Source organism: Bradyrhizobium betae (genome assembly GCF_004123905.1).
Classification (GTDB): domain Bacteria; phylum Pseudomonadota; class Alphaproteobacteria; order Rhizobiales; family Xanthobacteraceae; genus Bradyrhizobium; species Bradyrhizobium betae_A.
Genome location: NZ_MZXW01000033.1, coordinates 59213 through 72984, shown reverse-complemented (window position 1 = coordinate 72984; position 13772 = coordinate 59213). Strand labels below are relative to the sequence as shown.

Below are 13772 nucleotides of genomic sequence, written 5' to 3'. Positions count from 1 at the left end.
GCCAAACCTGGAGGGCGCTTCGTCGCGGCGGCGCATGGATGATCACCGCGATTCCCCCATTTTTCCCGCCGGCCGGGTGACCACGGCCTGCGGCACGTCATAGGCGCTGAGCGAGGCCCAATGACGCGCGATATCCGCGCGAAACAGCCCGCGCGTCAGGCCATTCACCAGCTTCGGCACGGCGGTCGTCATCGCGTTGATCGACGATCCCGACGGACCAAAGCTCATGGTGGAGGCGATGGCGAAGAGATGGATGTCGGAGATCCAAGGCGTTTCGCCCGGCACGCGCTCGGTGAAGGCGTAATCGTCGCCGAGATAAGGGAAGCGGCCGAGCCGCGCGTTGCGCTCATTCTCCGGCGGCTGATAGCGATCCGCCCACGTCGCGATATTGCCGGCGAATTTGGCGAGTTCGCCGCGGCCGGTAAAATTCATGTCGATGCCGGTGCCGCAGATGACGAGATCGGCCGCGACGATGCCGCGCGGCGTCTGCAACTCGACGCCGCCCGCGGTCTGTCGTGCCGCTTCCAGCGGCGCGCCTTCGTGCAATGTGAAATTGGCGTGGCGCGCACAGCGGTCGTATGTCGGCTGCGGAAACCCTTCGCGCATCTCGAGGATGGTGCGCATGAAGCGCCAGCGCCAGGCATCGTCGAGATCGCTGAGATGACGCAGGAACCCGCGAAAAGTCAGCCAGCGATAGGGCTGGATCACCTGGATCTGCGCGCGGCGGCAAAGCAGATGCACTTCGGCTGCGCCGGCCTCGAGCGCCGTTGCCGCATTGTCGAAGGCAGACGCGCCGGCACCGATCACGGCGACGCGCCTGCCGCGCAGGCTTTCGAAATCGATGTCGTCGGCAACGGTTGCGATCGAGCTCGCCGGCAGAGCGCGCAGCGGCTCCGGGATCATCCAGTCGCCCGTGCCCTCCTGCCCTGTCGCCAGCACGATCTTGCGCGCGTAAAGCGTCGCGACGCCGTCGGCGCGCTTCACGCGCGCGGCGAGCAGGCCATCGGCCGCCGGAGCAATCTCCAGGAGCTCACAGCCATTGCGAACCGGCAAGCCGATCGTGCGCCGCAGCCAGAGCAGATACTCCGCCCAATGCTCCCTCAGGATCAGGTTCAGCGTCTGCCAGCTCTCCTTGCCGAAGCGGGCTTCGTGCCAGGACTGATAGGTCAGGCTGGGAATATCGAGGTCAGGGCCGGTGTAATCCTTCGGGCTGCGCAGCGTCGGCATGCGGGCATAGGTGAGCCACGGGCCCTCCTTTCCCTCCTCGGCCTTGTCCAGCAGCAGGATGTTGCTGACGCGCGAACGCAGAAGGCCGAAGCCGATGGCGATGCCCGACTGGCCGGCGCCGATGATGAGCACATCGAGCGCGGGCTTGCCGTCCGGGCCGGTCTTCGGTTCGAGCCATGCCGCGTGCGGATGTGCGATCATGGCGAGATCGGCGCGAACGCCCGCTTCGAGCTCTGTCAGCGCGTCACTCATGCCGCGAGCCAGCCTCCGTCGACCACCGCCACGGTGCCGGTCGTGAACGAGGAGGCATCGCTGGCAAGATGCAGCGCAGTCTGCGCGATTTCCTCCGCCTGGCCAAACCGCTTCATGGCGTGGCGATTGCGCGAGGCTTCGCGCACCTCGTCCGAATTGGCGTGGCGGGCAAAGCTGCGGCGAAGCATCGGCGTATCGATCGCGCCCGGCGCAATCGCATTGACACGGATGCCGTCGGTCGCAAAATCCACCGCCATGGTCCGCGTGAGGCTGATGATCGCACCCTTGGCGGCGATATAGGCGCTGTTGCCCTTGCCGCCGGCGATCGCAAGCTGCGACGCCAGTGTGATGATCGAGCCGCTCTTCTGTTTTTGCATCTGCGGCACCGCGGCGCGCGCCCACAGCCAGGTGCCGCCGACATTGGCGCGGAACACCGCGTCCCAGTCCTCCGGGCTCGTCGTCAGCACCGTACCGCCGACGGAGAAGCCGGCCGCGGTCATGAGGATATCGAGTTGGCCGTGCCGTGCCACGACGTCTCTGACGACGGTCTCGGCGAAACCGGCATCACCGACGTCGCCGACATGCGTGGTTGCTTCGCCGGCCAAGCTCAGAGTCTCTGCGAGGCCCGCGGCATCCCGATCGACCAGAGCAAGATGCGCACCTTCTTCGGCGAACAGCTTTGCGCTGGCGCGGCCGATGCCCGAAGCTGCTCCCGTGATGATCGCCGTGCGCCCCTGCAGCCGCATGTCAGATCCACTCCTTGTGCTGCGTCAACCAGACGCTCATCTCAGCCGCCGACTCGGCACAGCCGAACCGCGCACGCCAACCGAACTCATCCGCCATCCGCGACACCGACAGCGGTGCGCGATAAGGTCCATGCAGCTTGATGCCCGTCTTCTCTCCGGACGCTGCGAGCCGGCATTGCAGGCCGGGATTTAGCGCCGCAAAAGCCTCACCCCATTGTAGCGCCGGCCATAATTCGCCGCGGGAGATGTTGTAGAGCCGATGGCGCGGCCGCTCGGCTTCGATCAGCAGAGCCACGGCTTCGGCCGCATCCGGCGCGTAGATCCAGTCCCGCATGCCCGGCTCCGGCATCAGCGCTGGCGCGCCGCGCGCGAACGCAGCCAGGATCTGGTACTGGAGGCTCGGCGTATCGCGCACCGAGCTGGGTTTTTCCCAGGGGCCGAACAGGGCGCTCAGGCGCACGCTCAAAAAGTCGCCGCCAAAGAGTTCGGCATGGCGCGCGACCGAGCGCTCCGAGGTGAACTTGCTGATCGCATAGAACGAGACGGGATCGCACGGCGTTTCCTCGTCCAGCACGTCAACCCGCCCACCCGCAGCGCCATAGGCCGAGGCCGACGACAGGTTGACGACGCGGCGCACGCCATGGCGGATCGCGGAGAGCAGGACCGGGATCTGCGCCATCACGTTGATTTCGAGAACGCGCGCGGTCGAGGCACGCTCGAGTTCTTCGCCAGCGGTGACTGCGGCACCCAGTACAATCGCATCGCAGCCTTCGGCGATGACGGCGTCGATGGCTACTGCGTCGGTGATATCGCCCTGCACGGCCTTGAGCCGCATGCCATAATCAGCAAGCGATCGCCGCGCGGATGGCGGCAACTCCGCGCGGTCATAAAGCGTCACATCGTGGCCGCGCGCGAGCAGCGCGTCCGCAACATTGAGGCCGACGAAGCCGGCACCGCCGAAGATGAGAACCTTCATCGCGCGCGATCCACCGTCACAGCAGCTTCGCCCCAAAGTTCCGTTCCGGATCCATGTCGGCAACGAGCCGGCCGGTGGGCTTGGCCGCCTCCCCGCCGCTGCGCGGCAGGAATTTCCCGCTGCCGGCACTCGCAAGACACTTGTCGCCGTCGATGATGACGCGGCCACGCGAGAGCACCGACACCGGCCAGCCCTTCAGCTTGCGGCCCGCAAACGGCGTGTAGCCGGCGAGATCGTGCATCATCTCGTCGGCGATCACGGTCTCGCGGTTCGGATCCCAGATCGCGATATCGGCATCGGCGCCGACCGCGATCGAGCCCTTGCGCGGATGCAGATTGTAGATTTTTGCCGGCGCCGTCGACGTCAGCTCGACGAACTTCTCGAGACCCAGCCGACCCTTCGACACCATCGCGTCGAACAGCAGCGGCAGCCGCAGCTCCAGTCCGGGCAAGCCGTTGGCGACCTGCTTGAAGTTGGGATTGGGTCCGGCGCGCAGCTTGCCGGTTTCGTCGTAGCGATACGGTGCGTGATCCGACGAGATGGTCTGGAGATCGCCGAGCGACAGCGCCTGCCACAGCGCCTCCTGGTCGGAATGCGTGCGCGGCGGCGGGCTGCACATCCACTTCGCGCCCTCCGCGCCGGGCTTGTCGAGATCGTTGGCGGTGAGGAACAGATATTGCGGGCAAGTCTCGGCAAAAACCTTCAACCCCTGCCCGCGCGCGTCCCGGATCACCTTGGTGCCTTCGGTCGTCGAGACATGGAAGATCATGATCGGCTGGTCGATCAGCGCCGCCATGCCGATCAGGCGCGTGAAGGCCTCCGCCTCCGAGACGCGGGCGTGGCTGACAGCGTGGTACTTCGGCATCGTGTAGCCGCGCGCGAGCAGACGCTTCACCATCCAGGCGATGATGCCGTGGTTTTCGGCATGTGCGCACAACATCGCACCGGATTGGCGCGCGGCGAGGAGGATATCGAGCAAAGGCTCGTCGTCGACCTTGAGGCGGTCGTAGGTCATGAAAATCTTGATCGACGCATGCCCCTGCTTCACCAGCGCGGGAATGTGCTCCTCGACCGTCTCCTTGGTCGCATCGGCAATGATCATGTGGAAGGCGTAATCGATCACCGCGCCCTTCTTTGCGAGCGCGTGATAATCCTCCACCACCTGCGGCAGCTTCATGCCGACATGCTGGGCCGCGAACGGGATCACCGTGGTGGTGCCGCCGAAAGCGGCGGAGACGGTCGCGCTTTCAAAGGTGTCGGCGTTCATGATGCCGGCGGCGGAGAGCTGCTCGATATGGGCATGGCTGTCGACACCGCCTGGCAGCACCAGCTTGCCGCGCGCGTCGATCTCGCGCTTCGCGGCCGGAAGGCCCTTGCCGACGGCGGCGATGGTCTCGCCGGAGATGGCGACATCAGCCTCGAACACATCGGTCGTGGTGGCGACGCGGCCGCCGCGAATGATCAGGTCGTAAGTGGGTTCAGTCATGAGGCACTCCGTGATAGGCTTAGGGCACGTGATCGCAATTTCGCAGGTAGACCACCATGGCCCGGCCACGCATTCTCGTCATCAATCCGAACTCCAACCCTGCGGTCACGCGAGGGCTGGAGGAAGCGTTGAAGCCGCTCGGCTTCGAGGGCGGGCCGGAACTGGTCTGCCAGTCGCTGGCCGAGGGTCCGTTCGGCATTGAAAGCCAGGCCGATGTCGACGGCGTCGCGATGCCGCTCCGAAAGCTGGTCGAAGGCGACAACAGTTCTGCCGCTTTCGTCATCGCCTGCTACAGTGATCCCGGGCTTCAGGTCTGCCGCGAAGGCACCAACCGCCCGGTGTTCGGCATCGCCGAGTGTGGCGTACTGACGGCGCTGGCCCGCGCCGAGACGTTCGGCGTCATCGCCATCGCCCAGCGTTCGATCCCGCGCCACATGCGCTATCTCAGGCAGATGGGACTGACCGAGCGTCTCGCCGGCGAACGCCCCCTCAACATGAGCGTTGCGGAGACCGCCTCGGGCGAAGGCACGCTGGCCAAGATGATCGAGATCGGCCGCGCGCTGCGCGACGAGGACGGCGCCCGCGCCATCGTAATGGGCTGCGCCGGCATGGCACGCCACCGCCGGCCGCTCGAAGACGCGCTGGCTATTCCCGTGATCGACCCGACACAGGCGGCCGTCACCATGGCGCTGGGTACGGTGCAGTTCTCGGCTCATTAAGCGTCCTTCAGCTCTTGTGTGCGCGCGAGCCATTGCGCATGACTCTCGCGCGACAGCGCAAACGTATCCCGCTGCGTCGTGTAGAGATTGCCGAACATGCGGCCGATCGGCCGATAGGCGTCGAGATCGACATACATGTTGGCTTCGTCGACCAGACCCTCGCGGGCGTGAACCCTGAGCACCTCGCCGACCAATAGCTCGCGGTCGGGCGAGAAGTTCAGCACGACATGGCGCCGGCATTCCAGTGCGAACGGCGCTGCGGCGAGGCGCGGCACCTTCACGTCAATTGAGGGAAGCGTCGCAAGTCCCGTCGCCGCGACCTCGCTGTCGCCGGAGGGGAAATCGACAGCGCAGTCGTTCATCGCACCCGACAGTGCCTCGTCGACCATGTGCACGACGAACTCGCCGTCGCGATGGATGTTACGGGTGGTGTCCTTTGGCGAGTGATCCGGCTTGTGCTGGAGCCCGAGCACGACCAGCGCCGGACTTTCCGAGAAGACGTTGAAGAAGCTGAACGGCGCGGCATTGACGGCACCGTTCTCGTCCAGCGTCGTCACCAGCGCGATCGGTCGCGGCACCACCACGCCGCAGAGCAGCTTGTAGCGATCGCGCGGATCGAGCTCCCGCAGGGATATGCCTTTATCCACCATCGGCGTCACTTCTCCGGCGGCGGCACCGCGCCGGTCTGGCTGGTGATCAGGCCGTAGTGCTCGATGCGCCGATGCCGGGCGAAATCGAAGATCGTGGTCTTGCCGAAAATGGTGGCGTCGAGGTCACAAGCGTGAACCAGAACCTCGTCATCCTCGGTCTTGGCCTCGGCGACGATCTCGCCATTGGGATCGACGATCAGGCTACCGCCGAACAGCGGGTGGCCATCCTCGTCGCCGGCCTTGGCGACCGCGACCACCCAGGTCGCGTTCTGATAGGCGCCGGCCTGCACGGAGAGGCGGTTGTGGAACAGGCGCTTCTCGACGCCCTCCTCGCTCTTCTCCGCATTCACCGACGGCGTGTTGTAGCCGATCAGCACCATCTCGACGCCCTGCAGGCCCATGACGCGATAGGTCTCGGGCCAGCGGCGATCATTGCAGATCGCCATGCCGATGATACCGCCCAGCTCGCGCCAGACCTTGAAGCCGAGATCGCCCGGCTCGAAATAACGCTTTTCGAGGTGCTGGTGCGAACGCTTGGTGTCGTACTCAACATGGCCCGGCAGATGGACCTTGCGGTATTTGCCGACGATCTTGCCGGACTTGTCGGTGAGGATCGCTGTGTTGAAATGGTGGCCATCGGGCGTCAGCTCGGCATAGCCGAAATTCATCGCCATCTGGTGCTGTGCGGCGCGCTCGAACAGCGGCTTCGTCGCCGCATTCGGCATCTCGCGCTCGAACCAGATGTCGGCCTCGGCCCGATCCTCCGAATACCAGCGCGGGAAGAACGTGGTCAGCGCCAGTTCGGGATAGACGATCAGGTCGGCGCCTTTGGCCTTGGCTTCGTCCATCAGCGCTATCATGCGCTTGACCACGGCCTCGCGGCTGTCGGCCTTCTGGATCGGCCCCATTTGGGCGGCGGCAACATTGACGATACGCATCAGCGAGTTCCTGATTTCTTGGCGGAGCTAGGGATTTTGGTTTCAAGGGCCCGTCGGCGCGTGCAGCATAACGCAGCCTTGCCCAATTTTTCCAGCCAAGCAGTTTTCATGCCGTCCGCCCCCATTCGGCGTCCTGCAAAAGCCGCCAGTTGATCTTGTTGCTCGCGGTACGCGGCAGCTCGTCGACAAAGACCACAGCGCGCGGCGCCTTGTAGCTGGCCATCGCGCTGCGCGCCCAGCTCACGACATCGTCTGGAGACGTGGTTGCACGCGCGGCATCGTCCAGCACCACCAGCGCCTTGACGGTCTCGCCACGGTAGACGTCGGGCGCGGAGATGATGCAGCACTCCCGGATGGCACGGTTCTGGTACATCGCGGCCTCGACTTCGGCCGGCCACACCTTGAAGCCGCTGACATTGATCATCCGCTTCAGGCGGTCGACCGCGAAGAAATAGCCGTCGGAGTCGCGATAGCCGAGATCGCCCGTGCGCAGGAACCGCTTTCCCGAGATCTCGATGAAGGACTCGGCATTGGCCTGTGGCCTGTTCCAGTAACCTTGCAGCACCTGCGGCCCGTGCACGACAATCTCGCCGACGACATGGTCGTCGAGCTCGATCAAGCTCTCGGGATCGACGATCCGCGCATCGGTCTCCTGCACGGCGATGCCGAGGCACTCCCGCTTTGGTGCGGCGATCGGATTGAGATGGGTCGGCGACATCGTCTCGGTCATGCCGTAGCCCTCGACGAAATCGAGGCCGAAGCGGCCTTTCAGCCGATCGGCCACGGCCGTCGGCATCGCCGCGCCGCCGCCGGTCAGCACTTTAAGCTTTGCAAAGCACCGGTCGCGGAAGCGGGCGCTGGCGAGCACATCGACGATCATGGTCGGCGCCGCATTCCAGAATGACACGCCATAGGTCTCGAACAGGTCGGGTAACAAATCCTTGTCCCAGCGAGCCATCAGCAGCAGCGTCGCACCTGTCACCATCGCGGCATTCATCGAGCCCTGCATGCCCGCGACGTGGAACAGCGGCATGAAGCCGGTCATGACGTCATCGCCGTCGAGACCGTACCAGCGCGCCTGAAGCACAGCTGTGAACAGCGCGCTGCGATGGGTGTGCATGCAGGCCTTGGGCTTACCTGTTGTCCCCGACGTGTAGGGCAGGATCATCAGGTCGCCCGGCCCCGCGGTCATTGCGCCCGGGCGCAAGCCTTGCGCGATTACGGACGGCCAGGACTGCCAGCCCGGCGATGAAGGCACCTCCGACGGCGCCTCAGTCACGCATGACGGCAGCGTATAGGGCGTGGCATCAGGCGCCTCGTCGCGATATTGCGCAACGATCGCATGCGCGATGGCTCCGCCCACCAGCGGCGCAAAGACATCGATCAGCTCGCTGCCGATGATCGCGACTTTGGCGCCGCTGTCCTCCGCGAGATACGCGATCTCCGCGGTCTTGTTCATGGGATTGACCGGCACGATCACGGCATCCGCCCGCATCACCGCGTAGTAGGCGATGACATATTGCGGCGAGTTCTGGAGCGCGATCATCACGCGGTCGCCACGCTTCACGCCGCAAGCATGTTGCAGGAAGCCGGCCATGGCATCGACGCGCTCGCGCAGCTCCGCGTAGCTCAGGCTCGCGCCGTAAAACACCGTCGCCGGGTGCGACGGCCGATCGAGCGCCGCACGCACCAGCGCATCGTACAGCGTCCCCTCCGGCATCGCGAGATGCCAGGGCTCATCCACCGGCCAGGCCGGCGATCGATGCGGCGTTGCGTGATCCGCGCTCACCCGTGCTCCCTGTCCGCAATGTCGAGACCGTAATCGAGTGCATCCAGAAGCAGCGTCGCTTCCCGCTCGGAGATCACCAGCGGCGGCGCCAGGAACAGCGAGGTCTGCTCGCCGCTGGTTCCGATCACCGCGCCAGCCTCCAGCGCCCGCTCCGCGACGCGCGAGGCGATCGGCACCTCGGTGGTGTCGGCACGCCAGGTGCGCCAGTCCGGGCCGTGCAACTCCACCGTCCAGTGCAGCCCCTGCCCCGCCACGCGCTGCACGCTCGGATGTTTTTGCGCGATCGCGAGCAGACGGCGCGTGAACAGCGCTTCGAGCATCTGCACGTGCGCGAGGATCTTCTCGTCGGTGACGACCTTCAGATAGGCGCTCACGGCGGCCATGCTGATCGGGTGGCCGCGCAGCGTGCCGTAGTTCTGCCAACTCGAGCCCTTGAGCCGCTCGACGATGTCTTTCGAGACCACGACCGCAGCGACCGCAGCCGCACCGCCGCCGAGCGATTTTCCGAGCGTCACGATATCCGGGCGGCTCTCGGCGCCCTGAAACGCGAACCAGCGCCCCGCGCGGCCCGCGCCGGTGACGACCTCGTCCGCGATCCAGTACGAACTCGCCTCGCGGGCATAGCGCGCCACCTCGTCCTGATAGGCGCCGTCGTAGTAGATGCCGCCCTGGGTGTAGTCGATAATCGTTGCCGCGGTGTCCGAGAGCAGCCGCGCGGCATCCGCCAGATATTCGCTCGGCGGGGTGTTGTTGGCAGGCGCACCGTAGATCGCGCCATCCGGCGCAGGAAGAACCCGCGCCGGCGCCATCGGCGCCGGCAGTTTTGAGCCACCGGCGTGCACGGCGAGACCGCCATGCCATTGCGGCTGCACCGTCATGCTGCGCGACAGGCCGGTGATGCCGTGATAGGCGCGCTCGCGCGTCGCCAGCGCCGAGCGCTGCGTCAGCGCCTGGCACAGCGACAGTGCCATGTCGTTGGCCTCGCTGCCGCTGATGCAGAAACGCACCGCGCCGACCCAATCCTCTTCGCCCGCGAATGCGGTGGCCATCAGATCATCGGCGGCCTGCTCGCGCCCGATCCAAGTCCAGCCTTCGTTCACGACCGGCGTATCGGCCGCGCGACGGATCGCTTCCACCATCGCGGGGTGCCGATGGCCAAGGCCGCCGCCGGTGTTGCTGCCGTCGATCAGTTTGCGACCATCCGACAAATGAAAGTAGACGCCCTCGCCGCCGACCACGGCCATGGGCGCGCTGTCGCCAGCGTTCAGTCCGGTTCGCAACAATTTGCTCATCGCGGGTCCCCTCACTCCGCAGCCGCGGCGCCGTAGCCACCGCCGCCGCACATCTCGATCGTGACGAGATCGTCTTGCTGCAACACCAGGTTCGATTTGCCGTCGATGGCGACGTTCGCGCCCCGCCGGATCAGCGAGATGCGGCACGCCTTGCCCGGTTCTCCGCCCTGCATGCCGAACGGCGCGATCACCATGCGCTCGATGCAGGTGGTCAGGTGCATCGAGGGCGCCAGGATGCGATAGGTGCGAATCGAGCCGTCACCGCCGCGATGCGCGCCGGCGCCGCCGGAATTCCAGCGAATGGCCTGCTGCTCGAGGCGGATTGCGTAGCTCGCCTCGATCACCTCGACCGGCGTGTTCGACGTGTTGGACAGATGCACCCGCGTCGCCGACATTCCAGCCCGGTCATGACGCGCGCCTTCGCCGCCACCGTGAACCTCATAGAGCATCTTCCAGGAGCCGTTCGGCCGAGGTTCGGCAAAGAACAGCACACCTGCAGTTGTCGCGCCGCCAGCCGACAGGCGCTCCGGGATGGTGTCCTGCATCGCGCGAAAAATCGCATCGACGATGCGCATGGAGGTCTCGTGGTTGCCGGCGGCAACGGAGGCCATCCAGCCCGGCTCCAGGATCGAGCCCGGGCGCGTGATGATGGTCAGAGGCCGCAGCGCGCCTGCGTTCTGGTGCATATCTTGCCCGCTCATGATCCGCGCGGCATAGGCGACCGCCGAGCGCGCCATGAACGGCGTGGTGTTGCAGAAGTTCGAGACGCGGTCGCAGCTTCCGGAGAGATCGAAGATCGCCTCGTCGCGTGCGATGGTGATCTTGACGTGAATCCGGGCCGGCGCGTTGTTGACGCTGCCATCGTCGAGATGATCCTCGCCCTCGTAGACGCCATCGGGCAGCGCGCGGATCGCTTCGCGCATCTCGATTTCGGAGAGATCGTGCAGGCGCGACTGTGTTGCCGTGAACACCGCCTTGCCGTGCTCGCGGCAGAGCTCGACGATACGCTTCTCACCGGCCTTGGTCGCAGCGATCTGGGCGAGCAGATCGCCCTCGCAGGACTCAGGATCGCGCACGTTGGCCTTGAGCAGCTGCACGATCGGCGTGTTGACGCCGGCCGCAGTCGCGATCAGCACCGGCGGAATTCGCATCGCCTCCTGAAAGGTGTCGATGGCTTTTGCAAAATAGCTGCCGGGCCAGGTGCCGCCGATATCAGGCCAGTGCGCGAGGCTGACCGCGAAGGCCACGATCTCGCCGTCGACGAAGACCGGGCGCACGACCTTGACGTCGTTGAGGTGATTGCCGCCGAGCGCGCCGACATTGTAGATCACCACGTCGCCGTCGTTCAGGTTTTCGCGCGGCATGACCTTCAGCAGCTCGGGGATGGTGTAGGCCATCGCGCCGAGATGAATCGGGATGTCGCGGCCCTGCCCGACCAGGCCACCATGGCCGTCGGTGATCGCCGACGACAGGTCCCCGGCTTCGCGCAGCAGAGGTGAGCGCGCCGAGCGCGTCATCACCAGGCTCATTTCCTCGGCCGCGGCGGAAAGCCCGTGCCGGATGACCTCGACGACAAAGGGATCGAGCTTCATGCCGCCCCCCGCGTCAGGAACAGATTGCCGGCGGTATCAGGCCTTGCCTGCCAACCCGGCGGCACCACCACGGTTGACCAGGCGTCTTCGATGATCGCGGGCCCGCTGACAATGTCAGTCAGCGAGGCGCGATCGATGATCGCGGTAGCTGTGTCGTGGAGACCGTCGAACGAGCAGATGCGCTTGCCGGTGGATACCGCCCTCACCGCGGTCGCAGGCCGGCTCACCACCGTCGTCGACGGACGACGCGCCTGCACCCGCACGGATTCGATGACGCACGGCTCGCTCGTGGCATAGCCGAACAGCTCGTGATGCCGCGCCAGAAAGTCTTTCTTCAGCTTGCTAATATCAAGCGGCAGCGCGAAGGGCACCGGAATAGCGTCGTTCTGCGCCGCGTAGCGCATCAGCGCGACGAGCTCGACCTGGATCTCCGCCTGCGCAACGCCATTCGCAATCAGCGGCGACGAGGCATCGTCAATCAGTGTCGCGATCCGTTCTGACACCCGGGCAAGATCGATCCCATCAAGTGCCGCGCGAAGCGTCTGCTGCTGGAGGAAACTGAAATCGGCGGTGAGACAACCCAGCGCCGAGAACGCGCTCGACGCGCTGGGCACGACGACCTCTGCTATTCCGTAGAGATCGGCGAGACCTGCGGCATGCATCGGGCCGCCGCCGCCGAAGGCGAGCAGCGTGCAGTCGCGGCCGTCGATGCCGCGCTCGACCGTGACGCGGCGCAACGCACGCGCCATGGTCGCGTTCGCGACCTTGATGATGCCGAGCGCGGTTTCGGTCAGGCTCAGACCCAACGCGCGCGCGACCGGCTCGACGACGCGCCTGGCTGCATCGATGTCGATGCCGATACGGTCGCCAAGTTTGGTTTCGGGATTGAGATAGCCGAGCACGGCATTGGCATCGGTGATGGTCGGCTCAAGGCCGCCGCGGCCGTAGCAGGCCGGTCCCGGCTCGGAGCCGGCGCTCTCCGGGCCGACCGTCAAGCCGCCCGGGCCATTACGCACGATCGATCCGCCGCCTGCCCCGATCGAGTGAACCGCGAGCATCGGCTGGCGCAGCGGCTTGTCGCCGAGCATGCGGCCGTCGGTCATCTCGGCCTGGCCGTCGACGATCAGGCAGACGTCGGTCGTTGTGCCGCCCATGTCGAACGTCAGCATCCGCGATGTGCCGAGCTGGCGCGCGATGCTGACGGAGGCCGAGACGCCGGCCGCCGGGCCCGACATCGCCATCACCAGCGGCCGCCGCTTCACGGCCGAGATCGGGATCATCGCGCCGGCCGAATGAAACACCTGCAAACCTGGGCCGATCGGGAGCCGCTGCTCCAGCTCGCTCAGATATTCCACCGCGATCGGCATCGCGGCCGCGTTGAACACGGTCGCCGAGGTCCGCTCATATTCACGCGCCTCGGGATTGACCTCGTGCGACAGCGAGACGTGGGCAACGACATCCTTGAGGCGTTCGCCCAGCATCTTTTCGTGGATTGGATTGGCATAGGCGTGAAGGAGCGCGACCGCGACGCTCTGCACGCCGGTCTGCTTCAACCACGCCACCAGGCGCTCGATTTCCGCTTCATCCAGCGCCTTCAGCACCCGCCCCTCGTGATCGAGGCGCTCGGCAAGCCCAAAGCATCGTTCCGGCGGCACCAGCGGCGGCGATTTCGGGGGAATGTCGAGACGATAGAGATCGCGGCGCCGATAGCGCGCGATCTCCAGCACGTCGGCAAAGCCTTCAGTCGCGACCAGCGCCACCTTTGGCAGCCGGCCCTCAACGATGGCGTTGGTCACGCGCGTGGTGCCGTGGACGAAGCGCTTGACCTCGCTCTTGCGCAGGCCCACCGCCTCGATCGCCTCCAGCATCGCCTGAACCGGGGCGTCGGGGCGCGACGGCACTTTTGCGATCCGCGCCTCCGCGGAGTCGCGCCGGATGGCAATGATGTCGGTGAAGGTGCCACCGATATCGGTGCCGACTTCCCAGTGATGTTCAGAAGAGCTCATGTGCGGGGTCAGCTACGCGTGACGTCCGAACCGGACGCCGGGTCCATCGCAACGTCCAATGCCAAACCGAGAGCGCTCATCATCATCCCCTGTCATGCC

General features: G+C 65.8%; 11 protein-coding genes. 1 reads left to right on the top strand and 10 read right to left on the bottom strand.

What is annotated here, in order from left to right; translation table 11 throughout:
* Nucleotides 1-42 precede the first annotated feature (42 nt).
* From B5V03_RS24740 to hydA, 4 genes are read right to left on the bottom strand one after another with little or no spacing between them, the layout of a single operon-like run.
* Nucleotides 43-1479, bottom strand: a complete 1437-nt coding sequence (locus tag B5V03_RS24740) for an NAD(P)-binding domain-containing protein (RefSeq protein ID WP_129272990.1) — start codon at nt 1477-1479, stop codon at nt 43-45.
* Nucleotides 1476-2225 (bottom strand): SDR family oxidoreductase, encoded by a 750-nt coding sequence (locus B5V03_RS24735; RefSeq protein ID WP_129272989.1) that lies wholly within the window; start codon nt 2223-2225, stop codon nt 1476-1478. Before B5V03_RS24735 ends, B5V03_RS24740 begins: the two co-directional genes overlap by 4 nt.
* Before the next feature lies 1 nt (nt 2226).
* On the bottom strand, nt 2227-3201 hold the full coding sequence (locus B5V03_RS24730) for an NAD-dependent epimerase/dehydratase family protein (protein WP_129272988.1): 975 nt from the start codon (nt 3199-3201) through the stop codon (nt 2227-2229).
* A gap of 16 nt (nt 3202-3217) precedes the next feature.
* Complete coding sequence (gene hydA, locus B5V03_RS24725) at nt 3218-4687, bottom strand: dihydropyrimidinase (protein WP_129272987.1); 1470 nt, start codon at nt 4685-4687, stop codon at nt 3218-3220.
* A gap of 56 nt (nt 4688-4743) precedes the next feature.
* Between hydA and B5V03_RS24720 the strand changes: the two genes are divergently transcribed.
* The gene (locus B5V03_RS24720) at nt 4744-5406 is read left to right on the top strand and encodes an aspartate/glutamate racemase family protein (RefSeq protein ID WP_129272986.1); all 663 of its coding nucleotides are present in this window, start codon (nt 4744-4746) and stop codon (nt 5404-5406) included.
* Here the strand turns inward: B5V03_RS24720 and B5V03_RS24715 are convergent.
* The 6 genes from B5V03_RS24715 to B5V03_RS24690 all read right to left on the bottom strand — a co-directional run bounded on the left by B5V03_RS24715 (nt 5403) and on the right by B5V03_RS24690 (nt 13673).
* A complete protein-coding gene (locus B5V03_RS24715) occupies nt 5403-6056 on the bottom strand; it encodes a flavin reductase family protein (protein WP_206736188.1) in 654 nt (217 codons plus the stop codon). The genes B5V03_RS24720 and B5V03_RS24715 overlap by 4 nt on opposite strands.
* A 5-nt stretch (nt 6057-6061) precedes the next feature.
* Nucleotides 6062-6994 carry an N-carbamoyl-D-amino-acid hydrolase gene (locus tag B5V03_RS24710; RefSeq protein WP_129272984.1) on the bottom strand — a complete coding sequence of 311 codons (933 nt, stop codon included), beginning with the start codon at nt 6992-6994 and terminating at the stop codon, nt 6062-6064.
* Between the two features lie 106 nt (nt 6995-7100).
* Nucleotides 7101-8783, bottom strand: coding sequence for a long-chain-fatty-acid--CoA ligase (locus B5V03_RS24705; protein WP_129272983.1), 1683 nt, complete (start codon nt 8781-8783; stop codon nt 7101-7103).
* Entirely contained in the window at nt 8780-10075 is a 1296-nt protein-coding gene (locus B5V03_RS24700) for an aminotransferase class III-fold pyridoxal phosphate-dependent enzyme (protein WP_164988255.1), read from the bottom strand. Before B5V03_RS24700 ends, B5V03_RS24705 begins: the two co-directional genes overlap by 4 nt.
* Before the next feature lie 11 nt (nt 10076-10086).
* Nucleotides 10087-11667 carry a hydantoinase B/oxoprolinase family protein gene (locus tag B5V03_RS24695; RefSeq protein ID WP_129272981.1) on the bottom strand — a complete coding sequence of 527 codons (1581 nt, stop codon included), beginning with the start codon at nt 11665-11667 and terminating at the stop codon, nt 10087-10089.
* The gene (locus B5V03_RS24690; protein ID WP_129272980.1) at nt 11664-13673 is read right to left on the bottom strand and encodes a hydantoinase/oxoprolinase family protein; all 2010 of its coding nucleotides are present in this window, start codon (nt 13671-13673) and stop codon (nt 11664-11666) included. Before B5V03_RS24690 ends, B5V03_RS24695 begins: the two co-directional genes overlap by 4 nt.
* Nucleotides 13674-13772 lie beyond the last annotated feature (99 nt).

Bases quoted from the DNA above. Each gene is read 5' to 3' on its own strand.
- B5V03_RS24740 (WP_129272990.1), bottom strand. From the start codon at position 1,479: ATGAGTGACGCGCTGACAGAGCTCGAAGCGGGCGTTCGCGCCGATCTC.
- B5V03_RS24735 (WP_129272989.1), bottom strand. From the start codon at position 2,225: ATGCGGCTGCAGGGGCGCACGGCGATCATCACGGGAGCAGCTTCGGGC.
- B5V03_RS24730 (WP_129272988.1), bottom strand. From the start codon at position 3,201: ATGAAGGTTCTCATCTTCGGCGGTGCCGGCTTCGTCGGCCTCAATGTT.
- hydA (WP_129272987.1), bottom strand. From the start codon at position 4,687: ATGACTGAACCCACTTACGACCTGATCATTCGCGGCGGCCGCGTCGCC.
- B5V03_RS24720 (WP_129272986.1), top strand. From the start codon at position 4,744: ATGGCCCGGCCACGCATTCTCGTCATCAATCCGAACTCCAACCCTGCG.
- B5V03_RS24715 (WP_206736188.1), bottom strand. From the start codon at position 6,056: ATGGTGGATAAAGGCATATCCCTGCGGGAGCTCGATCCGCGCGATCGC.
- B5V03_RS24710 (WP_129272984.1), bottom strand. From the start codon at position 6,994: ATGCGTATCGTCAATGTTGCCGCCGCCCAAATGGGGCCGATCCAGAAG.
- B5V03_RS24700 (WP_164988255.1), bottom strand. From the start codon at position 10,075: ATGAGCAAATTGTTGCGAACCGGACTGAACGCTGGCGACAGCGCGCCC.
- B5V03_RS24695 (WP_129272981.1), bottom strand. From the start codon at position 11,667: ATGAAGCTCGATCCCTTTGTCGTCGAGGTCATCCGGCACGGGCTTTCC.
- B5V03_RS24690 (WP_129272980.1), bottom strand. From the start codon at position 13,673: ATGAGCTCTTCTGAACATCACTGGGAAGTCGGCACCGATATCGGTGGC.